This window comes from Siculibacillus lacustris, assembly GCF_004328075.1.
Taxonomy (GTDB): Bacteria; Pseudomonadota; Alphaproteobacteria; order Rhizobiales; family Ancalomicrobiaceae; genus Siculibacillus; species Siculibacillus lacustris.
The window spans coordinates 1-23,810 of the sequence record NZ_SJFN01000027.1 but is presented as its reverse complement, the minus strand read 5'-3'; the positions used below and the strand labels follow the sequence as shown (position 1 = coordinate 23,810).

Sequence of the window (23,810 nt, the reverse complement as noted above, 5' to 3'; positions counted from 1 at the left end):
TGCGGGCGGCGGGTCGCAGCGATCGAGTGAACGGGAACCGCCGGATCAGCCGGCCATGCGCTCGGGCAGCGCCGGAATCGAGCCGTCGGACAGGCGCTCGAGCAGCTCCTCGAGCGGTTGCGGCCGGGCGATGTGGTAGCCCTGGGCCATGTCGATGCCGATGTCCTCGAGCGCCTGCAGCGTCTCGGCGTCCTCGACGAACTCGGCGACGGTGATCGCCCCGAGCTTGTGGCCGATGTCGTTGATCGATTCGACGATCGCCCGGTCGACGAAGCTGGTGGTCAATTTGCGCACGAAGCTGCCGTCGATCTTCAGATAGTCGACCGGGAACTGCTCCAGATACGCGAAGGAGCTGACGCCGGCGCCGAAGTCGTCGAGCATGATCGAATAGCCGGCCGCCCTGAGCGCCTCGACCAGCCGCCCGGCGTGGGTCAGATTGTTGATCAGCGAGGTCTCGGTGATCTCGAAATGGATCCGGTGGGGCGGCAGCGCCGAGCCTTCCAGCTTCTCGGCGAGATAGGCGAGCAATCCCGGATCTTCGAGGGAATTGGCCGACAGGTTGATCGACACCACCAGCCGCGGCACCGCCAGGATGGCGCGGTCGTAGCGCTCCAGCACCTGACTGATCATGAAGCGATCGATCGCCGCCATCAATCCGTAGCGCTCGGCGGCCGGGATGAAGGCGCCCGGCGACAGGATCGAGCCGTCCTCTTCGATCATCCGCACCAGGAGCTCGGCGTGGTGGTGCAGGCGCCCCGAGGGGCGCAGATCGGCGATGGTCTGGGCATAGACCACGAAGCGCCCGGTCTCCAGGGCGGCGCGGATGCCGGCGGCGGTGTAGAGCTCGTGATGATGGCGGCGGGCGTCGCCCTCGGACGGGTGGTAGACCGAGACGCGGTTGCGACCGGAGGCCTTGGCGGCATAGCAGGCGACGTCGGCGCGGCTCATCACGTCGGCGGCATGCGGAGTCTCGCCGTCGACGCGGGCGAGCCCGACCGAGGCGCCGACCTCGTAGACCCGGCCGCTCCAGGCGAAGCGGGTGCGGCCGATGCGTTCGAGCAGACGCTCGGCGATGGCTTCGGCCTCGCCGATCGGCGTGTCGACGATCAGCACCCCGAACTCGTCGCCGCCGAGACGAGCGACGACGTCGGCGCGGCGCATGTGTTCGCGAATCAAGCGGCCGATCTCGCGCAGGAGCACGTCGCCGGCGGCGTGGCCGGCGGTGTCGTTGATGATCTTGAAGCGGTCGAGGTCGAGGAACACCAGGGTGTGTTCGCGCCCGCCCGAGGCGAGTTCGGCGCAATGCTCCTCGAGCCGACGCTCGAACGAGGTGCGGTTGAGCAGGCCGGTCAGGGCGTCGTGGCTCGCCATCACGGCGAGCTCCTTCTGCAGCGTGCGGGCGCGGGTGACGTCCTGGAACACCAAGACCGCGCCGAGCACTTCACCGGTGGGTTTGCGCACCGGCGAGGCCGAGGCCTTGACGTCGACGCGGGCCCCCGACCGGCCGACCAGCACCATGCCTTCGTCGCGGGCGACCCGGTCGAGGCGGGCGAGGCAGGTGGTGACGACGTTCTCGACGGGCACGTCGTCGATCTCGTGGACCACCCGGAAGACCAGGTCGCACGGCCGCCCGAGAGCGGCGGTCGCCGACCAGCCGGTGAGCGCCTCGGCGATCGGGTTGACGAAGGTCACGCGGCCCTCTTCGTCGGTGCAGATCACGCCGTCGCCGATCGATTGCAGGGTGATGCGCAGGCGCTCCTTCTCCTGCTGCAGCGCTTCGGTGAGCAGGCGATGTTCGGTGATGTCGGTGTGGGTGCCGATCATCCGGGTCGGGCGGCCGTCGGGCCCGTGGGCGATGACCTTGCCGCGATCGAGGATCCACACCCAGTGGCCGTCCTTGTGGCGCATGCGGAATTCGCACTCGAACTGCGCGGTGCGGCCCTCGAGGTGGAGATGTTCCTGATGGAGCAGACGCGGCAGGTCGAAGGGATGGACCAGCGACAGCCAGGCGTCGGATTCGCTCGACATGTCCTCGGGGCGATAGCCGAGCATGCGCGCCCAGGTCGCCGAATAGAAGGTACGGTTGCGGCCGTAGTCGTGGTCCCAGACCCCCTGGCCGGCGCTCTCCAGGGCGAAGTTCCAGCGGCTTTCGCTCTCCTCCAACGCCTTTTCGGTCTCGCGGCGGGCGCTGATGTCCTGCATCTGGACGATCATGTAGAGGGCGCGCCCGGTCGCCTCGTCGCGCACCGCCGAGACCGCGACGAAGGCCCACAGCGGCGTACCGTCCTTGTGGAGAAAGCGCTTCTCGATCGTGTAGTCGTCGTATCGGCCGGTGACCAGACCGTGCAGCCGCGGCGCCACCTTCTCGCGTTCTTCCGGAAGGGCGAAATCGCTCGACGCCCGTCCGATGATCTCGTCGGGGGCGTAGCCGAGAAATTCGCACAGCGCGCGGTTGACCGAGAAGCAACGACCGTCGAGATCGAGCAGCGCCATGCCGAAGGGCGAGTGGTTCATGGCATCGCGGAAATAGGTCTCGCTGGTCGAGATCTTCTCGCGCTCGGCGGCCAATTCCTCGACCAGCATGGCGATGCAATAGGGCAGCAGGATCGCCACGGCGATCCACGGCGCGGCGACGAGCCCGCTGGCGGCGAACGGCCAGCCCACGGCGAGCAGGCCGAAGCGCCCGGCGAGCAGGACCGACCCGATCTGCAGGACGCCGAACACCGCGGCGGGGAGCCGGCCACGGCGGACCGCGGCGACCAGCACCGGCAGCATCAGGATCAGGGTCGGCTGATGCAGCTCGAACACCGTGAACCACAGCACCGTGCCGCACATCACCAGCAGGGCGGCGTTCTCGACGGCTGCGCGCCCGCGCAACTGCGCCCGGAAGGCCGCGGTCGAGGCGGCGGCGACCAGCGGCAGGATCAGCGCGGCGCCGATCACCCCGCCGAGCGCCACCGACATCGCCACCGCGCTCCACGGACGGTCGAAGCTCAGCGCCAGAATCGCCGCGTGGAACGGCATGCCGACCAGCGTGACGACGCCGCCGACCAGCCCCAGGGCCTTCAGGAAGGTCGGGACGTTCCGGTCGAGGCGGGCTTCGCCGAGACCGCTCAGCAACGCCAAGCCGAGGCCGACCTCGACGAAGTTGATCACCACCGACGTGGCGGAAAACAGCAGCGACCCACCGACCAGCAGGCGCGCACCGATCCCGGCGACGACGAGCAGGACGATCGCCGGCCACAGCGGCGCGGGGCGCAGGCGCCACAGCGAAAAGATGAGGAAGGCGGTCGCCGGCCAGATCCTGATCAGGTCACCGGGCGCATGGAGGAGACTCACGCTGCCGATCACGAGCAGGGAATGGATCGTGACGACTGCGATCAGCGTCGGCAGCCCGCGCAAATTTCGTCCTCCCGGTCGATCGGACATCGGGAATCGCTTCCCGCGGTACCCGATCGGCTCGCGATCGGGATGGAGGATCTTCGTCTGGTTATCCCTAAGTTTCGGTGAATCTGGGCAATTTCTCAGAATTACCACCGGGGGGCGAATCCTGTCGGTGCCCGGGAAGATCCGGAAAACACCCGGAAAACGGGCACTTCAGAATGTCGCCCAACTGAAATTTCGCGTATTACGTCAGGTAAATTAGGAATACACCCGATTCATCTTTTGTAAACCATCTTCCAGCAGTCTCGGTCCCCAGTAGTTCCGATCGAGTTCTCGATCGGTTCTTCCGCAACGTCACTTCCGCAGGCGTCGCCGCGAGGCGACGATGACGAGGCCAGACCTTCCGACATCCACCGCGAATTTCACCGAAGACCAGTCCGGGGAACACGATGACGAACGACGCACAAGGTATCGACCTCGCCCGCCGATTGGCCTTCGCCCGGATCGACCAGGAGACGACGCGCAATCTGCGCGAGGTCTGGGCTTCGATCGAGCCGATCCTGCCGGACCTGCTCTGCAGCTTCTACGGCCATCTCGGCACCGAACCGATGCTGGCGCGCATGACCTCCGGTCGCAGCACCGACCTCGCCAAGGCCCAGAGCCGCCACTGGGGACGGGTGTTCAGCGGCCGCTTCGACGACGACTACGCCGCCTCGGTGAAGGCGATCGGCCGGGCCCATCACCGTATCGGCCTCGAGCCGCGCTGGTACATCGGCGGCTATCAGTACGTGCTGAACGAGATCTCAGCCCATCTGGTGCGCCGCAGCGGCCTGCGGAAGTCCCGACTGATCGCCCAGTTGCGGGCGGTCAATCAGGCGGTGCTGCTCGACATGGACTTCGCCATCAGCGTCTACCAGGAGGTGCTGATCGAAGATCGGATGCGCCATTCGGCCTTCATCGAAGACCGCGTCGCCGGCTTCCGTCAGGATACCGAGAAGTTGCTCGGCGAAGTCGACGGCAACACCCGCCGCATGGCCGGCACCGCCGAACAGCTCACCAAGATCGCCGTCTCGGCCCATGATCAGGCGACCGGCGCGGCGGCGGCGGCGGAGGAGACCGCCACCATGGTCCAGGCGGTGGCCTCGGCCTCGGAAGAACTCAATGCCTCGATCGGCGAAATCGGCCGCCAGATCTCGTCGGCGACCAGCATCGTCGAGCGCGCCAACACCATGACCACCACCATGGCCGGGGCGGTCGGCAGCCTCGCGGCCTCGGGCAACAAGATCGGCACCGTCGTCGGCCTGATCCAGGCGATCGCCGCCCAGACCAACCTGCTCGCCCTCAACGCCACGATCGAGGCGGCGCGCGCCGGCGAGGCGGGCCGCGGCTTCGCGGTGGTGGCCAGTGAGGTCAAGAATCTCGCCGGCCAGACGGCGCGGGCGACCGAGGAGATCTCGCTGCAGGTCGGCGACATTCAGAACGGCACCGGCCAGGCGGTGGCGGCGATCGAGGAGATCGGCGCGGTGATGCGCGAGATCGGCGGGGTCACCTCGTCGATCGCCGCGGCGATCGTCGAACAGGGCGCGGTCACCCGCGACATCTCCGGCTCGGTCCACCAGGCCGCCGACGGCACGATGATCCTGTCGCGCAACGTCGTGGCGGTGGAAGGGGCGATCACCCAGACCCGCGACGGCGCCCGCAACGTCTCCGACGCCGCCGGCGCCTCCGGACGCCATTCGCAGGCCCTCGCCGAGGCGGTGCGCGGCTTCCTCGAGCAGTTGAAGCACGGTCCCGACGCGGCCGCCAAGGCGCCGCAAACCCGCGCCGGCTGAGGGCCGGCGGACACGACGACGGGCTCGGGAGGACGATCGGGGCGCGCGGGGATGCGCCCCGCGAAATTCACAGAGCCGTCATGTTGCAGTGCATGACTGGCGGGACGCGGCAGACGACCCCATATGGGAGATCTCGTCGACGTTTTTCACGTCGGCCCTGCTCATCCCTTCGACGTCCCCTCCTCCCGAACCCAGGACGCTCCTCATGTCCGAACTGTTCTCTCCGCTGGTCGTCGGCGACCTCACGTTGCCCAATCGCATCATCATGGCGCCGCTGACCCGCTGCCGCGCCGCGCCGGGCCGCGTGCCGACCGAACTCAACGCCGAATATTACGCCCAGCGCGCCGACGCCGGCCTGATCCTGTCGGAAGCGACCGCGGTCACGCCCCAGGGCGTCGGCTATCCCGATACGCCCGGTCTGTGGACCGAGGCCCAGGTCGAAGGCTGGAAGCTGGTCACCGCGGCGGTGCACGCCAAGGGCGGACGCATCTTCGCCCAGCTCTGGCACGTCGGCCGGATCTCCGATCCGCTCTACCTGCACGGTGAAGTGCCGGTGGCGCCGAGCGCCGTCCAGCCCGCCGGCCACGTCAATCTGGTACGCCCGATGAAGGACTTCGTGACGCCGCGGGCCCTCGAACTCGACGAGATTCCCGGCGTGATCGCGGCTTATGTCGAAGGCGCGCGCAACGCCAAGCTGGCCGGCTTCGACGGTGTCGAGATCCACGCCGCCAACGGCTACCTGATCGACCAGTTCCTGCAGGACAAGACCAACAAGCGCACCGACATCTACGGCGGCTCGATCGAGAACCGCGCCCGCCTGCTGCTCGAGGTCACCGATGCGGTGATCGCGGTGTGGGGCAAGGGCCGGGTCGGGGTCCATCTGGCGCCGCGCGGCGATTCCAACGATGCCGGCGACAGCAATCCGGCGCCGCTGTTCACCCATGTCGCCAGCGAACTCGGCAAGCGCGGCATCGCCTTCATCTTCACCCGCGAATACGAAGGCCCCGACAGCCTGACGCCGGCGATGAAGGCGGCGTTCGGCGGCGTGGTGATCGCCAACGAGAAGTTCACCAAGGCCAGCGCCGAAGCGGCGATCGCCGCCGGTCGCGCCGACGCGGTGTCCTGGGGCAAGTCCTATATCGCCAACCCCGATCTGGTGACGCGGCTGCGTCTCGACGCGCCGCTCCAGGAGATCGACTTCTCGACCGCCTACGGCATCGGCGGCATCGGCCCCAAGGGCTACACCGACTACCCGGCGCTGACCACCGTCGCCTGACCGATCCCGATCGCCAATCGTCCCGAGAGCCCGCCCCCCCGGCGGGCTCTCGTCGTTCGGGCAGGTGGCGCGATGTCGCGACGGTCCCACGTCGATTTCGACTGGCGGCGCGCCGCCGACCGCCTATTCTCGCGAGACCGGCATGCCCGCCGGCGACCGATGCAGCGAGAGTGACCCATGGGCCGTGCGCGCTCCGGCTTCCGCCATGTCTACGATGGCGAGACCCACGTCTTCGACGATCTGAAGACCCTGCTCGCCTGCGCCACGCCGCGCCGGTCGGGCGACGAGTTGGCCGGCATCGCCGCGTCCTCGGCGGCGCGACGGGTGGCCGCCCGCATGGCGCTGGCCGACCTGCCGCTGAAGGCGGTCCTCGACGAACCGGTGATCCCTTACGAGATCGACGAGGTCACCCGGCTGATCTGCGACGGCCACGACGCGGCCGCCTTCGCGCCGGTCGCGGCGATGACCGTCGGAGACTTGCGCGAACACCTGCTCGACTGGTCGACCGATGCCGCGGCGCTCGGCCGCCTCGCCCCCGGCCTGACGCCGGAGATGGCGGCGGCGGTGTCCAAGCTGATGACCAACGGCGATCTTGTGGCGGTCGCCGCCAAGACGCGTGTGGTGACCGGCTTCCGCTCGACGATCGGCCTGCCCGGACGGCTGGCGGCCCGACTGCAGCCCAACCATCCCACCGACGACCCGGCGGCGATCGCCGCGGCGACCCTCGACGGCCTGCTCTTCGGCATGGGCGACGCGGTGATCGGCGTCAATCCGGCCAGCGACAATCTCGGCGCGGCGATCCGCCTGCTCGAGATGCTCGACGAGATGCGGCAGCGCTTCGACATCCCGACCCAGTCCTGCGTGCTGGCCCATGTCACCACCTCGATCGCCGCGATCGAGAAGGGCGCGCCGGTCGATCTGGTGTTCCAGTCGATCGCCGGCACTCAGGGCGCCAATTCGGGCTTCGGCGTCGATCTGGGCATCCTCGCCGAAGCACGCGCTGCGGCCCTGTCGCTGAACCGCGGCACGGTCGGATCGAACGTGATGTATTTCGAGACCGGCCAGGGTTCGGCGCTGTCGGCGGATGCCCATCACGGCGTCGACCAGCAGACCCTGGAGGCGCGCGCCCAAGGCGTGGCGCGGGCCTTCTCGCCGCTCCTGGTCAATTCCGTGGTCGGCTTCATCGGGCCGGAGTATCTCTACGATTCCAAGGAGATCATCCGCGCCGGCCTGGAGGATCACTTCACCGGCAAGCTGCTCGGCCTGCCGATGGGCATCGACGTCTGCTACACCAATCACGCCGAGGCCGACCAGGACGACATGGACACGCTGGCGCTGTTGCTCGCCGCCGCCGGGGTCAATTTCCTGATCGCCGTGCCCGGTGCCGACGACATCATGCTCAACTACCAGAGCCTGTCGCACCACGACCTCCTGCGCCTGCGCCATCTCCACGGGCTGCGCCCGGCGCCGGAGTTCGAAGCTTGGCTGGTCCGCATGGGGCTCGGCGATGCCGCCGGGCGGGTGCCGCCGCTCGGTGCGGGGGCGAGTGCCGTGCAGCGGCTGATCGCAACGGGAGAAGCGGCATGACGGTCCCGGTCGACGACGGATTCGCGGCGCTGCGGCGCATGACCCGCGCGCGCATCGGCCTCGGGCGGGCCGGCGACGCCCTGCCCAACGCCCCCCTCCTGGCCTTCCAGATGGCCCACGCCAAGGCCCGCGACGCGGTGCACGGTGCGGTCGATCTCGACCGGCTGACCGCCGACCTCGCTCCCCATCCGGTGATACGGGTCGAGAGCGCGGCGCTCGACCGGGCGACCTATCTGCGCCGCCCCGATCTCGGCCGACGTCTCGCGGCGGGGGCGGCCGAACGCCTGCCTGCCGGCCCCTTCGACGTCGCGGTGGTGATCGGCGACGGCCTGTCGGCGGCGGCGGTCGATGCCCATGGGGCGACCACGGCGCTGGCCCTGATCGCTCGCCTCGGCGATCTGACGATCGCGCCGATCGTCGTGGCCTCCGGCGCCCGAGTGGCGCTCGGCGATCCGATCGGCGCGGCGCTCGGCGCCGAGGTGGTGGTGATGCTGATCGGTGAGCGGCCGGGCCTGTCGGCGGCGGATTCGCTCGGCGCCTATCTGACCTTCCAGCCGGTGCCCGGGCGGCGCGACAGCGAGCGCAACTGCGTCTCCAACATCCACGGCCACGGGCTGTCCCCAGCCGCCGCCGCCGACAAGCTCGCCTGGCTGGTGCGCGAGGCTCGCCGCCTCGGCCTGTCCGGCGTCGAGCTCAAGGAGGATTCGCCGAGCGAGGCGCTGACCGCCCCCTCCGCGACGGCACTGCCCGGCGGCGCCTGACCGCCCCGACTCACGGCGCCGGGGTCTCGACCCCGGCGAAGGTGGCGCGGCCCGGCACCGCGGCGATCAGACTGCGGGTGTAGGGGTGGACCGGCGCGGCGAAAACTCGCGCCAACGGCCCGGTTTCGACGATCCGCCCGGCCTGCATCACCGCCACCCGATCGGCGATCTGCGCCGCCACGCGCAGGTCGTGGGTGATGAAGATCAGCGCCAGATCGAAGCGCCGCTTGAGGTCGTCGAGCAGTCGCAGCACCTGGGCCTGGACCGACACGTCGAGGGCGGAGACCGCCTCGTCGGCGATCAGGATCTCCGGATCGAGGGCGAGCGCCCGGGCGATGCCGATGCGCTGGCGCTGACCGCCGGAGAATTCGTGGGGGAAACGATCGGCCATCGCCGGATCGAGCCCGACCAGGGCGAGCAACTCGCCGACCCGAGCGGCGACCTCCCGCCGATCGCGGCCCGCGGCGAGCGGACCGGCGGCGATCGAGGCGCCGATGCGGCGGCGCGGATTGAGCGCCCCCCAGGGGTCCTGGAAGATCATCTGGACGCGGCGGCGCACCGCCCGCAGCGCCTCGCCGTCGTGGCCGCCGACGTCGATCCCGTCGAGGCGGATCTCGCCGGCGTCGGGCTCGATCAGCCGCACCAGACAGCGCGCCAGCGTCGACTTGCCCGAGCCGCTCTCGCCGACCACCGCCAGGGTCTCGCCGCGGGCGAGATGGAGGTCGACGTCGATCACCGCGTCGACGCTGCGGGCGCGACGGAACAACCCGCCGCCGTCGGCGTGGCGCTTGGCGAGGCCGGTGACCTCGAGGATCGGCGGCCGGGACGGCGCGGCCTCACCACTCGGGCGCGGCGCCGGGGCCGGCACGGCGTCGATCAGGGCGCGGGTATAGGGGTGCCGTGGCCGGGCCAGCACCTCCGCCGTCGGCCCGGTCTCGACCAGCCGGCCGGCTCTGAGCACCGCGACCCGGTCGGCGATGTCGGCGACGATGCCGAGGTCGTGGGTGATGAACAGCACGGCGGTGCCGTGGCGGCGCTGCAGGGTGCGGATCAACGCCAGGATCTGCGCCTGGGTGGTGACGTCGAGGGCGGTGGTCGGCTCGTCGGCGATCAGCAACGCCGGATCGAGCGCCAGCGCCGTGGCGATCACCACCCGCTGGCGCTGGCCGCCGGAGAGCTGGAACGGCCGGGCGTCGAAGATCGTCTCGGGTTCGGGCAGGCCGACCTCGGCGATCAGCGCCAGCGTCCGGGCGCGGCGCTCGGCGGCGTCGCCGATGCGATGGGCGACGAACACCTCCTCGATCTGCGGACCGATGCGCATCAAGGGATCGAGCGCGGTCGCCGGTTCCTGGAACACCATGCCGATGCGCCGCCCGCGCAGGTCGCGCCGCGCCGTCTCGTCGAGGCCGAGCAGATCGACGCCGTCGAGGCGCACCGCGCCGCCGACCACCCGCACGCCGGGCGCGGTCAGGCCGATCACCGCGTCTGCGGTCACCGACTTGCCCGAGCCGCTCTCCCCGACCAGCGCCAGGGTCTCGTCGGCGGCGAGCGTCAGCGACAGATCGATCACCGCCTGCGCCCGGTCGGCGCCGGCCGGCAGGGCGACGGTGAGATGCTCGATCGACAGGACGGGGGGGACGGCCATGGCGCTCCGGGGCGGGCGGCCCCGTCGGTCGGGACCCGCGCGCCCATGATGGCCCGCCTGCTGCGGCGGCTCAAGGCGTTGCGACGCACGGCCGCCGGGCGATCCGGGGGCGCGCCGGCGTCATCGGCGCGACATGCGCCACGGGCGACAAGGGGCCTCCCCTTCCGCCCCGAGGCTCCCCCATGACCGACTCGACCCGTCCCCTGCCCCTGCTCGGCGCCGCCCTGACGCTCGACACCCTCGCCCTCCATCGCGACTGGATCTTCGAGCGGCAGCGCGATCTCGAACTCCAGGACTTCTGCTTCGCCGAGGTGCTGTCCGGTGACTGGCGCTCGCGCGCCGACGCCGCCCGGACCGCGCTCGCCGGCTACCGCGGGCGGCTCGGGATCCACGGGCCGTTCTGGAGCCTGCCGCTCGCCGCCGACGATCCGGAGATCCGGGCGGTGGTGGCGCGGCGGATGGCCCAGGGCCTCGACGTCTGCGAAGCGATCGGCGCCACCCAGATGGTGATCCATTCGCCCTACACGACCTGGGATCATGCGAACCTCGACGAACACCGCGACGCCCGCGCGCGCCTGATCGAGCGCGCCCACCTGACCCTCGACGCGGCGGTGGCGCGCGCCCGCGACATCGGCACGACCCTGGTGATCGAGAACATCGAGGACAAGGATCCCCACGCCCGGGTCGAACTGGCGGCGAGCTTCGACGCAGCCGTGGTGCGGGTGTCGCTCGACACCGGCCACGCCCACTACGCCCACGGCTCGACCGGCGCGCCGCCGGTCGACCGCTACGTCCAGGCCGCAGGGGCGGCACTCGACCACGTCCACATCCAGGACGCCGACGGCTATGCCGATCGCCATTGGCTGCCCGGCGAGGGCACGGTGGCGTGGCCCGCGGTGTTCCGCGCCGTCGCGAAGTACTGCGACCGGCCGCGGCTGCTGATCGAGGTCAAGGATCAGGTGGGCCTGCGCCGTGGCGCCGACCATCTGGTGGGCCTCGGCCTCGCCGAGTGAGACGGGCGGGCGCTTGCCGAGCGGCGAACGCAGGAGTACCTGAAACGCAGGCCGCGGGCGCTCGCGCGCCGGATCCGTCCGATCGACGGGCGAGCGCCGCGACGCCCGATCCTTCGCCCGGAAAGGACTTGCGATGCCGTCTCTCGCCATCGACCCGCGTCTGCCGCGGTGGACCGAACAGCCCGGCCATCGCGCTTGGCTCACCGCCCAAGCGGAGGCGCTGCTGGCCTTCTTCGAGCGCCACGCGATCGATCCGGACGGCGGCTTCCACGTGCTCGACACGGCGGGGCGGCCGGTGCGCACCGCTGACGGCGGGCGGCCGCCGCGCCAGCTCCATTCGACCACGCGGATGGTCCATTGTTTCGCCGCCGCCCATCTGATGGGGCGGCCGGGCGCCGACGCGATCGTCGACCACGGCATGGACTTCCTGTGGAACGGCCATCGCGATCCGGTCAACGGCGGCTACTTCTGGGGGATCGGCGCCAACGGCCCGAGCGATCCGCTCAAGCAGGCCTATGGCCATGCCTTCGTGCTGCTGGCCGCATCGAGCGCCAAGGTGGCGGGCCACCCCGACGCCGATCGGCTGCTCGCCGACGTCGCGACGATCCTCGACGAGCGTTTCTGGGAGGACGGCCCGGGCGCCTCGGCCGAGGAGTTCACCCCCGACTGGCAGAGCTTCGACACCTATCGCGGCCAGAACTCCAACATGCACCTGACCGAGGCGCTGATGGCCGCCCACGAGGCGACCGGCGACAGCCTGTTCCTCGCCCGCGCCGAGCGGATCGCCGAGCTGATCATCGACCGCCATGCCCGTGCCGCCGGCTGGCGGGTGCCCGAACACTTCACCGCCGATTGGCAGGTCGATCGCGCCTATGCCGGCAGCCCGATGTTCCGCCCCGCCGGCACCACCCCGGGCCATTGGCTGGAATGGGCGCGGCTGCTGGTGCAGCTGTGGCAGACCGGCGGACGCCGCCATGCCTGGATGCCGGAGGCGGCGCGGGCGCTGTTCGATCAGGCGGTGACCGACGCCTGGGATCCGGCCGGCGGCTTCTGGTACTCGCTCGAATGGGACGGCACTCCGCGCATCCGCGACCGCTACTGGTGGCCGTGCTGCGAGGCGATCGGCGCGGCAGCCTTCCTCGGCTCGCTCGGCGACGATCCGGAGATCGAGGCGTGGTATCGGCGGGTGTGGAGCTTCACCGCCACCCGGCTGATCGACCGCGAGCACGGCGGCTGGCATCCGCAGCTCGACGCGACGCTGGCGCCCAACAGCGATCCGTTCTTCGGCAAGCCGGACATCTACCACGCCTTCCAGGCCTGCATGATCCCGCTCCTGCCCAAGACCGGCAGCCTGACCCGCGGCCTGCTCGCGACCGCGAAAGGCTGAGCGGCGGGACCAGACGCCGTTCGGATCGTTCGAAGACCGCGGATCGGCGCAAGGATGCGTTGACCACGCCCGGCGATTGCTCCGGGCATTGAGGTCGCTTCAACCGCATCGCGAGACTATGGGGTCTGGTCCGGCCGACCCCGTCCGCTCCCGCGTGCTGTCGAGGCGTTCTTTGAGTCTTCTCCCCCCCTCCTCCCGCCTCGCGGATTCGCTCCGCGTCCACCTCCGCGCCGCGTTCGGATTGTCGACGCTGCTCGGCCTGATGCTGATCGCCTGCGTGTGGGCGGGGACCCATTTCTATCTGCGGCTCGACCGCGAGAAGTCGCTGGAAGCGGCGATGGCCAACAGCGCCAACATCGCCCGGGTGTTCGAGGAACACGTCGCCCAGTCGGTCAAGGAGATCGACAAGACGCTGCTGTTCCTGCGCCACGCCTGGGAGGCGGACCGCGTCGGATTCGACCTCTCCGCCTGGACCAACAACGCCTATCTGCTGCGCGACCTCACGGTCCAGGTGGCGCTGATCGGTCCCGACGGACGGCTGGTGGCGACCAACCTCACCCGCGCGCCGGAGCGGGTCGATCTCTCCGACCGCCCGCATTTCCGGGCCCATCTCGGCCCCGACCGCGACGAGCTCTACATCTCGGCGCCGGTGCTGGGCCGTGTCTCGGGGCGCTGGACGGTGCAGCTGACGCGCCGCCTGTCCAATCCCGACGGGTCCTTCGGCGGGGTGATCGTCGCCTCGCTCGACCCCTATCGTCTCTCCGATTTCTTCGAACAGATCGACCTCGGACACGAGGGGGCGATCACCCTGTTCGGCACCGACGGCGTCATCCGCGCCCGCGGCGGCATCGGCACCGACCTGATCGGCCGCTCGATCGTCGGCAAGCCGCTGTTCGAGGCCTTCAGCCGGGAGACCTCCGGGTCCTATCTCGGCGACGGCACGGTCAGCGCCGGCCGGCGCCTGGTGAGCTTCCGACGGATGAAGGATCTGCCCCTGGTGGTGACGGTGGGCCTCGCCGAACAGGAGTTCCTCGCCGACTATCTCGCCATCCGCCGCAACTTCCTCGGCGCCGCGGCGATCGCCACCCTGCTGCTGCTCCTGGTGATCGGCTCGGGGATCGAGCACGAGGTCCGCTTGATCCGGGCGCGCATCGCCCAGCGGGCCAGCGAGGCCGACGTCGCCGACAAGACCCAGGAACTCGAGGCGACCCTCGCCCACATGAGCCAGGGCATCGTGATGATCGATCCGGACGAGCGCCTGCGGGTGGTCAACCGCCGGGCGCGCGAGTTCCTGCGCCTGCCGGCGGGCGGCGGGGTGCGTCTGCCGGAGGCGGCGCGGGCCCAGATCTGCGGCCTCCAGGGACGCGGCGCGGCGGCCGAGTTCGTCCTCGACGACGGCACGGTGATCGAGCATCTGGCGACGCGTCTGCCGGACGGCGCGACGCTGCACACCCTGACCGACGTGACGGCGCGCAAGCGCCACGAGGCCATCCTCGCGGAGGCCCGCGACCGCGCCGAATCCGCCTCGCGCGCCCGCACCGCCTTCCTGGCGACGATGAGCCACGAGATCCGCACGCCGCTCAACGGCGTCATCGGCATGTCGCGGTTGATCGAGGACTGCGACGATCCGGCCGAGCGGTCGGCCCATCTCGACACCATGCGCCACTCGGCCGAGCACCTGTTGCAGATCATCGACGACATCCTCGACGTCTCCAAACTCGAAGCCGATCGCATGGCCTTCGAGGCGATCCCCTTCGAGGTCGCCGAGATCGTCCGCGCCTCGGTGGAGATCGTCGCGCCGCGGGCCCGCGAAAAGGGCATCGGACTGTCCGCCGAGATGGCGCCGAACGTGCCGCCTCGGGTGGTCGGCGATCCCGGACGGCTGCGCCAGATCTTGCTCAACCTGATCGGCAATGCGGTGAAGTTCACCGAGTCGGGCGGCGTCTCGGTGACCGTCGAAGGCGCGCCGGTGGCCGGCGCGGCGGAGACCTTCGAACTGCGGATCAGCGTCGCCGACACCGGCATCGGCATGGCCGAGAGCGATCTGTGCAATCTCTTCCAGGAATTCTCGCAGCTCGACGGCTCGATCTCGCGGCGCTTCGGCGGCACCGGCCTGGGGCTGGCGATCTCGCGCAAGTTGCTCGAGAAGATGGGCGGGCGGGTCGAAGTCGCGAGCCTCCAGGGCCGCGGCTCGATCTTCACGGTGATCCTGCCGGCGCAGATCGTCGCCGCGGTCGCCCCGCCGAGCCCGGTCGGTCCGCCGACGCCCCCGGTCGATCTCGGGCCGCTCGACATCCTGCTCGCCGAGGACAATCCGACCAACACCCTGGTCGCCACCCGCGTCCTGCAGAAGCTCGGCCACCGGGTGACCGCGGTGGTCGACGGTCAGGCGGCGATCGACGCGCTGGCGAGCGCCCGCTTCGACGTGGTGCTGATGGACGTGATGATGCCGCGGATGGACGGGCTCGCCGCCACCCGGGCGATCCGCGACGGCGGCCAGACCTTCGCCGACGTGCCGATCGTCGCCCTGACCGCCAACACCCTCGACGAGGACCGCGAGCGCGCCTTCGCCGCCGGGGTCGACGGCTTCGCCACCAAGCCGGTGTCGGGCGAGCGCCTGACCGCGGCGATCGCTGCGGCGATCGCCCGGCGCGCCGCCCCCGGCACGGCAGACGGCGCGGCGATCCGCGCCGCCTGAGCGGATGCGCCGGTCCCGCGCCGGCGCGCGGGTCAGTGGAAGTTGCGGCCCTTGGGCATCGAGCGGCCGGCTTGGCGCGCCAGCGCCTCGACGTCGGCGGCGAGTTCGGGCGTGTCGCGCACCAGACGGGTGAGCGGCGCGGTCGCGGCGATCTTCGGGGCGAGCTCGATCACCGGATGCGCGACCTCGTCGGCGCGGGCTTCGGCGCGGATCTCGCCGCCCGCCTCCGACAGGCGCGACAGCCAGGCGGTGCGGTCGACCAGCTTGTCGGCGACGATGTGGATCACCCCCTGCTCGTTCTGCAGCCGGCCGTCGACGGCGATCAGCCGGCCGCCGAGCACCACCGGACGGAACTTCTCGAAGACCTTGGGCCAGACGATGACGTTGGCGACCCCGCCCTCGTCCTCGAGGGTGAGGAAGATCACCCCGCTCGCCGTGCCGGGCCGCTGGCGCACCAGCACCAGACCGGCGACGCGGACATGGGCGCCCGAGCGCAAGCCGGCCAGCGCCACCGCCGGGGTGGTGCGCACCGCGGCGAGTGCGGTGCGCAGGAAGGCCACCGGATGGCCCTTCAGCGACAGCGACAGGGTGCGGTAGTCCTCGATCACCTCCTCGCCCGGCAGCATCGGCGGCAGCGTCACCGCCGGCTCGGCGGCGAACAGATCGCCGAGTTCGGCGCGGTCGAGCAGCGGCAGGGAGCCAGCGGCGCCCCGCGTCTCCAGCGCCTCGACCGCCCACAGCGCGGCGCGGCGATCGAGCCCGAGCCCGGCGAAGGCGTCGGCCTCGGCCAGCCGTTCGAGCACGCCGCGTTCGAGGCCGCTGCGCGCCGCGACATCGGCGACCGAATCGTAGCCGCGTCCGCGCGCCGCGATCAGCCGCTCGACCGCGGCCTCCGCCAGTCCCTTGACCTGCCGGAAGCCGAGCCGCAGGGCGTGACGCGCCCGGATCGCCGGCACCTGATCGGCGTGACGGTCGATCACCCGGTCGCGGGCCCGCGGCCCGGGCTCCAGCGTGCAGTCCCATTGCGAGGCGTTGACGTCGACCGGGCGGATCTCGACGCCGTGCTCGCGGGCGTCGCGCAGCACCTGGGCGGGGGCGTAGAAGCCCATCGGCTGGGAATTGACCAGGGCGCAGGCGAAGACGTCGGGCAGATGGCACTTCATCCAGGCGGAGGCGTAGACCAGCAGCGCGAAGCTCGCGGCATGGCTCTCCGGGAAGCCGTATTCGCCGAAGCCCTCGATCTGGCGGAAACAGCGCTCGGCGAAGTCGCGCGGATAGCCCTTGGCGACCATGCCCTCGACCATCTTGGTCTGGAACGAATGGATCGTGCCGACCCTTCGGAAGGTCGCCATCGCCCGCCGCAGCTTGTCGGCCTCGGCCGGGGAGAAGCCGCCGGCGACGATGGCGATGCGCATCGCCTGTTCCTGGAACAGCGGCACGCCCAGCGTCTTGCCCAGCACCGCCTCGAGTTCGGGCTTGTGGTAGGTGACCTGCTCCAGCCCCTGGCGGCGGCGCAGATAGGGATGGACCATGTCGCCCTGGATCGGGCCGGGCCGGACGATCGCCACCTCGATCACCAGATCGTAGAAGGTCGCCGGTTTCAGGCGCGGCAGCATGGTCATCTGCGCCCGGCTCTCGATCTGGAACACGCCCACGGTGTCGGCGCGCTGGACCATCCGATAAACCGCCGGATCCTCGGCCGGAATGTCGGCGAGGCCGATCCGCCGGCCGTAATGGCTCTCGATCAGATCGAAGCCCTTGCGCAGCGCCGAGAGCATGCCGAGCGCCAGAATGTCGATCTTGAGGATGCCGAGGGCGTCGAGATCGTCCTTGTCCCATTCGATCACCGTGCGATCGACCATCGCGGCGTTCTGGATCGGCACCACCTCGTCGAGGCGGCCGCGGGTGATCACGAAGCCGCCGACGTGCTGGGAGAGATGGCGCGGGAAGCCGACGATCTCGCGCGACAGGGCAAAGACCCGGGCGAGGGTCGGATCGTCGAGGCTGAGCCCGGCGCGCGCCGCCTGCTCGTCCTTCGGCCCCTTCGACGACGAGCCCCACACCGTGCCGGTGAGCCCGGCGATGGCGTCCTCGCCGAGGCCGAACACCTTGCCGACCTCACGCAGCGCCGAGCGCGAGCGGTAGGTGGTGAGGCTCGCGGCGAGGCCGGCGCGGTCGCGGCCGTATTTGGCGTAGATGTACTGGATCACCTCCTCGCGCCGCTCGTGTTCGAAGTCGACGTCGATGTCGGGCGGCTCCTTGCGCTCCGGCGAGATGAAGCGCTCGAACAGGAGACCGCCGCGCACCGGATCGACCTCGGTGATGCCGAGGCAGAAGCAGATCGCCGAATTGGCCGCCGAGCCGCGCCCCTGGGCGAGGATGCCGCGGGCGCGGGCGAAGCGGACGATGTCGTGGACGGTCAGAAAATAGGGGGCGTAGCCGAGCTCGCCGACGATCGCGAATTCATGGGCGAGCGCCGCCTCGACCGAGGCCGGCACGCCGTCGGGCCAGCGCCGGGCGGCGCCGTCGCGGGTCAGGCGGACCAGCGCCTCCTGCGGGTTCGCCGCGCCGTCGAGATCCTCCTCCGGATATTCGTAGCGCAGTTCCTCGAGCGAGAAGGTCAGGCGTTCGAGCAGCGCCACCGATTCGGCGACGGCGCGGGGCTGATCGCGGAACAGCCGGGCCATCGCCTCCCCGTCGCGCAGGTGGCGCTCGGCATGGACCGCCAGACGCCGGCCGGCGTCGTCGAGGGTCACGCCCTCGCGGATCGCCGCGAGGACGTCGGCGAGCGGCCGACGGGCCGGGACGTGGTGGAGCAGGTCGCCGACCGCCAGCAGGCCGACGCCGGCGCTCTCGGCGAGCCCGGCGAGGCGGGTGAGGCGGCGGCGGTCGGAGGGCCCGAACAGCGGCTGGGCGGCGAGCCGCACCCATTCGCGGCCGAAGCTCTCGCGCAGGCGGTCGAGCGTCACGGCGAGATCGGCGGCGCCGGTGCCGAGCGCCCCGCGTCCGGGCAGAGGCGCCAGCACCATGCCCTCCCCCCAGGCCAGCAGATCGGCGAGCTCCAGCCGGCAGTCGCCCTTCTCGGCGCGGCGGTTGCCGAGCGTCAGCAGGCGGCACAGCCGGCCGTAGGCGGCACGGTCCGAAGGCCAGGCGAGGATGTCGGGGGTGCCGTCGGCGAAGGCCAGGCGGCAGCCGACGACGAAGCGCAGGCCCGCCTCCTTCGCCGCGACATGGCCGCGGACGATGCCGGCGACGGTGTTGCGATCGGTGATCGCCACCGCGGCGAGGCCGAGACGCGCCGCCGTCGCCACCCATTCCTCGGGATGGGAGGCGCCGGTCAGGAAGGTGAAGTTGCTGGCGATCGCCAGTTCGGCATAGGCGGTCATGAGCGCCTCCTCAGGCGAAGATGCCGTGCAGGAACCACAGCGGGCGGTTGGTCTCGCGGGAAAACAGCCCCGAGCGGAAGATCCAGAAGCGCCGCCCGTCGGGGTCCTCGACGCGGAAATAGTCCCGGGTCGCCGCCGCGGTGGAGAGCCGCGCCACCGGCGCCCCGCCGAGCCCGTCGTCGGGAACCTCGTCGTCGACCGGCGCCCCGCCCTCCGGCCCGAGCCCGAGCGGCAGACGCCACCATTCGGCGGCGATCCGCTCGGGTCCTTCGGCGCGCTCGACCCGATAGAGGGCGCGGCGCCAGCGGAAGCGCAGCGGCGGCCCGTCGGGCAGTTCGGCGACGGTGTCGATCCGCTCGGGCCGGGCGAGCAGGCGGATCGGCCGGATCGGCGGCTCGTCGGCGGCGGGGCGCCCGACCAGGCTCCAGGCGCGGGCGGCAGCGCGCCCCTCCGGCGAGGCGGCGATCACCGGGACGCTCGCCGCCTCGGGGCGGTGGGCGTCGGCGGGCCGGCTGGCGGTGATGCGGCGCGACCCGAGCCGCGCGCCGAGGCGATCGAGCAACAGGTCGAAGGCGACCTTGGATTCGGTGTCGCCGGCGAGGTCGATCTGGGCGGGATCGTCGCGCACCGCCAACGGCACCGACAGGCGGATCAGATCGATGCCGAAGCCGGTGTCGATCTCCTCGGCCTCGCCCTTCAGGCGTTCGGCGAACAGCGAGAGCAGCAGATCGGGGTCGCGGATCGGCCGGCCGGTGCCGATGCGCAGGCGCCGCACCGTGCCGTCGACCCGCCACAGCGCCAGTTCGGCGATGCGCAGGCCCTCGCCGCGCCGCTCCAGGCTCTCGGCCAGCCCGCAGGCCAGCGAATGCAGCACCGCGGCGACGTCGTCGCGGGCGACGATCGGCTCGACGAAGCGCCGTTCGGCGGCGAGCATCGCCACCGGCCGGCGCGGCGAGATCGGCCGGTCCAGCGCCCCCATGGCCTCGTCGAGGCGGTCGAGGAGATCGCGGCCGAAGCGGCGAGCGAGCGCGGCGCGCGGCAGGGCGAGGAGGGCGTCGATCGAGCCGAGGCCGAGGCGGGCGAGGTCGGCGACGCGCGATCCGGCGGGATCGATCGCCGCCACCGGCAAGGGCGCGAGCGCCGCGCCATCCTCGCCGGCCGCGACCACCCGCCACGGCGCTCCGGCGAGGCCGTGGCGCGCCACCGCCCGGGCCGCGCCGACGCTGCCGGCGACCGCCACCGTCGCGCCGAAGCCCTGGGCGGCGAGGCCCTCGACCATGCGCGCGGCCAGCCCCGCCTCGCCGCCGAACAGATGGGCGACGCCGGTGACGTCGAGCACCAGCCCGGCGTCGGGAAAGTCGCGGTCGAGGCCGACCAGCGGCGTGAAACGGTCGCACCAGTCGGCGATCGCCTCGAGGGTCTCGGCTTCGCCGGTGCGATCGCGCTCGACCACCCGGAGGTCGGGCACGCGGGCCCGCGCCTCGGCGAGCGGCTGGCCGACCGCGAGCCCGCGCGCCGCCGCCGCCGCGTCGACCGCCTCCAGCCGGTAGGCGGCGCCGACCCGGGCGAAGACCGCGAGGGGCGCGGCGGCGTCAGACGCCGTCGTATCCGCCCCGGTCGTGCGCCGTGCCGCGGTCGAAAGCCAGGACGCGCCCGCCGCCCGCCGATGCAGCCGGTCGGTCGGAAGGCGGGGCAGCTGCAGCGCCACGAAGCGCCGGGAGGGTCGCAAAAATGCGCTCATGAGCGTTCCATTCGATGTCGAACCGGCCGAGCCGGCCGTCGCGGTTCTTTTCGAGGTCGAGGCGGAAGGCCGGCCGGCCGAGGCCGGAGGCGAAACCGGCGAGGCTGCGCGACGGCACCGCCCCGACCCGCCAGCGGGTCGCCGCCGCGGTGGTGCGCGCCGCCCCGCCGACGCACAGCAGGAGGCCGAAGCCGCGCGGACCGGCGCCGCCGTCGCGGCTCGCCCGCAGCGCCAGACGGCGGGTCGCGGTGAAGTCGAGGGCGGCCGAGCGGGCGGGGATCTCGGCGACCACCGCCGCCGTGCCGCGGCAGGCGAGCCCCTCCTCGAAGGCCCACAGCGCCTCCTCCGGCCGCTCCGCGGCGACCTCGACCAGGCGGCCGGGATCGAGCCCGAAGGCGGCGAAGCCCGGGGCATGGGGCAATCCGCCCTCGCGCCGCGCCTCGGCGGTGGTGATCCACAGCACCCGCCCGACGCGCCGATCGAGCAGACGCGCGACCAGCGCCGCGGCGAAGCCGGCGACCACGCCGACGTCGCGGCTCTCGTCGCAGGCGAGTTCGTGGAGCGCCCCGAAGGCCAGCCCGCCCGCCCCGAGCCGCCGATCGACGTCCGCGACGCCGAGATCGAGGGCATCGGGCGAGGCCGCGCCGGAGGGGACGGAGGGGGTGGGGGCGGAGGCGTGGCCGCTGCCCGCCGGCGCGGCGCGGAGGCCGACGGGAACGAGTGCGCTCGCCGATGCACGGAGGCCGGCCGGGACGGATGCGCCGCCGCCTCCCGTCGGCCCGAGGGCCGCGCCGCTCGTCCGCGCCAGTTCTGCCGGGCTCCCGCCGCCGGAGGCGGACATGCCGCCCCTCACCAGTGCCTCGCGCAGGCCGTCGGGAGCAGATGCGCCGACGCCCGCCGATGCACGGAGGCCGGCGGGGACGGATGCGCCGCCGCCCCTCGCCGGCCAGAAGGCCGCACCACCCCCCTCTGGTATCGCCGAGGCACTGCCGCCGGAGACGGCCGTGCCGCCGTCGCGCCGGGCAACACCCTCGGGCATCGTCGTGCCGCCGCCTCCCGGCCCGTCCGCGCCCGCCGGCCCGAGGGCCGCGCCATGACCGGCCGCCGCGAAGGCGCCGCCGCCGTCCCGCCGGGCGACGCCCTCCGGTATCGCCGTGCCGCCGCCGCGCCCCTCCAGCACCCCGATCGCCTGCCGCAGCGTGGCGAGCCGGCTCGCCTGATCCTCCGATCGTTCCATGGCCCTGTCCGCCGCCTTGTTCCTCATTTGTTCTCCATCGAACGGCAATGGGAGTCAATGGACGCGCCGGCGGAGCGGGAAAGGAGTGGGGGACGAGGGGGAATGGAGCAGAGACGGCAGGCGCGCGCGACCGGGCCGGCGGCGAACGACGGGAACGGCGAGCGCTCCGACACGCGATTTCCCTCGAGCGGGCGAGGCGACCGCGAGAGACCGGCGACCGCGGAGGGACGGCGACCGATCCGGAAGATCGCCCGCGCTTCTCGCAAGCCCGTGCCCCATCGTCCCCTCCCCCCTGAAGGGGGAGGGACAGGGAGGGGGGCGGCGCTTCAACGGGGAGAGACACCGAGAGGTGGCAAGGCTCCGGCCCTTCCGTCCCCGCTCTGTCTCTCCCTCTCGCGGGGCGGGGACGCTCGGGAGATCGTCTTCGCCGAAGCCGGCTCGGACGTCACCGTCGTCGCCCCTTCCCCCCTCGCGCGGGCCATCGCGCAGCTCCGGCGCGCCTGCCCGACGTCACTGCGAATGTCCCCGTCGCTCCCGGTGAGCGCCCTCGACACGCGATTGCCCTCGAGAGGACAAGGCGACCGCGAGGGGCCGGCGGCCGCGGAGGGACGGCGACCGATCCGAAAGATCGCCCGCGGGTCTCGCAAGGCCGTGCCCCATCGTCCCCTCCCCCCTCGAGGGGGAGGGACAGGGAGGGGGGGCGGCGCTTCCACGGGGAGAGACACCGAGAGGTGGCAAGGCTCCGGCCCTTCCGTCCCCGCTCTGTCTCTCCCCCTCGCGGGGTGAGGACACTCGGGAGATCGTCTTCGCCGAAGCCGGCTCGGACGTCAGCGTCGTCGCCCCTTCCCCCCTCGCGCGGGCCATCGCGCAGCTCCGGCGCGCCTGCCCGACGTCACAGCGAATGTCCCCGTCGCTCCCGGCGAGCGCTTCGACACGCGATTTCCCCCGGGGGGACGGCGACCGATCCGAAAGATCGCCCGCGCTTCTCGCAAAGCCGTGCCCCCTCGTCCCCTCCCCATTGACGACAGTGAAAGGCAGAGGAGCGAGGCACCACATCCCTGATGCGAGTGAGCGAGGGCAGAGTCCGAAACCCATGTCTCGTTGACAAACAGGACTCTCCCTTAAGTCAGGAAATATTTCACACCACATTCCTAAGATTTTTCAAGAATATACAAATAAAAATTTCACAATTATTATTAAATTCGAATGACTGAGACGCGACTCCCCGAAACGCCATGACGCTTCACAACGAGAATCATGCAAGGAATACAGTTGTCTTTACTTATAATGCTTTCGACAGTATACATCGAGTCTAACAATTTTGGGTTCGCGCCGCTCGCTCCTGTCGCCTCCACCACCCGCATGTTACCTGCAGTACTAGGTCCTGTTGACGAATACGCGCGTCCATAGGCGGACAGCAGCGATGAGGACGAAGCCGAGGTAGCTGTCGGCGGTCTTGTCGTAGCGGGTGGCGAGGCGGCGGAAGTTCTTCAGCTTGTTGAAGCAGCGCTCGATCCTGTTTCGCAGGGCATAGACGTGGTCATCGACGGGGATCTGGATCTTGCGGCTTCGCCGCATCGGGATCATCGGTGTGACGCCACGAGCCTCCATCTCCTCTCGGATATTTGACGAATACGCGCGTCCATAGGCGGACAGCAGCGATGAGGACGAAGCCGAGGTAGCTGTCGGCGGTCTTGTCGTAGCGGGTGGCGAGGCGGCGGAAGTTCTTCAGCTTGTTGAAGCAGCGCTCGATCCTGTTTCGCAGGGCATAGACGTGGTCATCGACGGGGATCTGGATCTTGCGGCTTCGCCGCATCGGGATCATCGGTGTGACGCCACGAGCCTCCATCTCCTCTCGGATAT

At 71.2% G+C, this 23,810-nt stretch carries 12 protein-coding genes and 2 pseudogenes; 7 read left to right on the top strand and 7 right to left on the bottom strand.

The window, feature by feature from the left end:
* Positions 1 to 45: 45 nt before the first annotated feature.
* Positions 46 to 3,402, bottom strand: a complete 3,357-nt coding sequence (locus tag EYW49_RS16420) for an EAL domain-containing protein (RefSeq protein WP_165498294.1) — start codon at positions 3,400 to 3,402, stop codon at positions 46 to 48.
* A 431-nt stretch (positions 3,403 to 3,833) separates the two neighbouring features.
* Between EYW49_RS16420 and EYW49_RS16415 the strand changes: the two genes are divergently transcribed.
* The 4 genes from EYW49_RS16415 (at position 3,834) to eutC (ending at position 8,840) form a co-directional block, all read left to right on the top strand.
* Entirely contained in the window at positions 3,834 to 5,216 is a 1,383-nt protein-coding gene (locus EYW49_RS16415; RefSeq protein ID WP_131310712.1) for a globin-coupled sensor protein, read from the top strand.
* A 205-nt stretch (positions 5,217 to 5,421) separates the two neighbouring features.
* Positions 5,422 to 6,492, top strand: a complete 1,071-nt coding sequence (locus tag EYW49_RS16410; RefSeq protein ID WP_131310711.1) for an alkene reductase — start codon at positions 5,422 to 5,424, stop codon at positions 6,490 to 6,492.
* A gap of 177 nt (positions 6,493 to 6,669) precedes the next feature.
* Positions 6,670 to 8,079: an ethanolamine ammonia-lyase subunit EutB gene (locus EYW49_RS16405; RefSeq protein WP_131310710.1), complete on the top strand. Its 1,410-nt coding sequence runs from the start codon at positions 6,670 to 6,672 to the stop codon at positions 8,077 to 8,079.
* Positions 8,076 to 8,840, top strand: a complete 765-nt coding sequence (gene eutC, locus EYW49_RS16400; RefSeq protein ID WP_131310709.1) for an ethanolamine ammonia-lyase subunit EutC — start codon at positions 8,076 to 8,078, stop codon at positions 8,838 to 8,840. Before EYW49_RS16405 ends, eutC begins: the two co-directional genes overlap by 4 nt.
* A gap of 10 nt (positions 8,841 to 8,850) precedes the next feature.
* Here eutC and EYW49_RS16395 read toward each other — a convergent pair whose 3' ends face one another.
* Positions 8,851 to 10,485 carry an ABC transporter ATP-binding protein gene (locus tag EYW49_RS16395; protein WP_131310708.1) on the bottom strand — a complete coding sequence of 545 codons (1,635 nt, stop codon included), beginning with the start codon at positions 10,483 to 10,485 and terminating at the stop codon, positions 8,851 to 8,853.
* Between the two features lie 182 nt (positions 10,486 to 10,667).
* Here EYW49_RS16395 and EYW49_RS16390 point away from each other — a divergent pair, with 182 nt between their 5' ends.
* The 3 genes from EYW49_RS16390 (at position 10,668) to EYW49_RS16380 (ending at position 15,583) form a co-directional block, all read left to right on the top strand.
* The gene (locus EYW49_RS16390) at positions 10,668 to 11,498 is read left to right on the top strand and encodes a sugar phosphate isomerase/epimerase family protein (protein WP_131310707.1); all 831 of its coding nucleotides are present in this window, start codon (positions 10,668 to 10,670) and stop codon (positions 11,496 to 11,498) included.
* A gap of 133 nt (positions 11,499 to 11,631) precedes the next feature.
* On the top strand, positions 11,632 to 12,885 hold the full coding sequence (locus EYW49_RS16385; protein WP_131310706.1) for an AGE family epimerase/isomerase: 1,254 nt from the start codon (positions 11,632 to 11,634) through the stop codon (positions 12,883 to 12,885).
* 172 nt (positions 12,886 to 13,057) lie between these two features.
* A complete protein-coding gene (locus tag EYW49_RS16380; RefSeq protein WP_165498293.1) occupies positions 13,058 to 15,583 on the top strand; it encodes an ATP-binding protein in 2,526 nt (841 codons plus the stop codon).
* 32 nt (positions 15,584 to 15,615) lie between these two features.
* Here the strand turns inward: EYW49_RS16380 and EYW49_RS16375 are convergent, their stop codons facing one another.
* The 5 genes and pseudogenes from EYW49_RS16375 to EYW49_RS16360 all read right to left on the bottom strand — a co-directional run.
* Positions 15,616 to 18,969, bottom strand: a complete 3,354-nt coding sequence (locus tag EYW49_RS16375; protein WP_131310704.1) for an error-prone DNA polymerase — start codon at positions 18,967 to 18,969, stop codon at positions 15,616 to 15,618.
* 10 nt (positions 18,970 to 18,979) lie between these two features.
* The gene (locus EYW49_RS16370) at positions 18,980 to 20,677 is read right to left on the bottom strand and encodes a Y-family DNA polymerase (protein ID WP_228259651.1); all 1,698 of its coding nucleotides are present in this window, start codon (positions 20,675 to 20,677) and stop codon (positions 18,980 to 18,982) included.
* The gene (locus EYW49_RS23475; RefSeq protein ID WP_228259645.1) at positions 20,562 to 21,947 is read right to left on the bottom strand and encodes an ImuA family protein; all 1,386 of its coding nucleotides are present in this window, start codon (positions 21,945 to 21,947) and stop codon (positions 20,562 to 20,564) included. The genes EYW49_RS16370 and EYW49_RS23475 overlap by 116 nt, the downstream gene beginning before the upstream one ends.
* 1,377 nt (positions 21,948 to 23,324) lie before the next feature.
* Positions 23,325 to 23,588 (bottom strand): annotated as a pseudogene (locus EYW49_RS16365) (transposase); the annotation flags it as partial.
* Positions 23,584 to 23,810, bottom strand: a pseudogene (locus EYW49_RS16360) (transposase); the annotation flags it as partial. The pseudogenes EYW49_RS16365 and EYW49_RS16360, both read right to left, overlap by 5 nt.

Coding starts and splice junctions, on each gene's coding strand:
- EYW49_RS16375 (WP_131310704.1), bottom strand. CDS start 18,969: ATGACCGCCTATGCCGAACTGGCGATCGCCAGCAACTTCACCTTCCTG.
- eutC (WP_131310709.1), top strand. CDS start 8,076: ATGACGGTCCCGGTCGACGACGGATTCGCGGCGCTGCGGCGCATGACC.
- EYW49_RS16415 (WP_131310712.1), top strand. CDS start 3,834: ATGACGAACGACGCACAAGGTATCGACCTCGCCCGCCGATTGGCCTTC.
- EYW49_RS16395 (WP_131310708.1), bottom strand. CDS start 10,485: ATGGCCGTCCCCCCCGTCCTGTCGATCGAGCATCTCACCGTCGCCCTG.
- EYW49_RS23475 (WP_228259645.1), bottom strand. CDS start 21,947: ATGGAACGATCGGAGGATCAGGCGAGCCGGCTCGCCACGCTGCGGCAG.
- EYW49_RS16385 (WP_131310706.1), top strand. CDS start 11,632: ATGCCGTCTCTCGCCATCGACCCGCGTCTGCCGCGGTGGACCGAACAG.
- EYW49_RS16405 (WP_131310710.1), top strand. CDS start 6,670: ATGGGCCGTGCGCGCTCCGGCTTCCGCCATGTCTACGATGGCGAGACC.
- EYW49_RS16410 (WP_131310711.1), top strand. CDS start 5,422: ATGTCCGAACTGTTCTCTCCGCTGGTCGTCGGCGACCTCACGTTGCCC.
- EYW49_RS16390 (WP_131310707.1), top strand. CDS start 10,668: ATGACCGACTCGACCCGTCCCCTGCCCCTGCTCGGCGCCGCCCTGACG.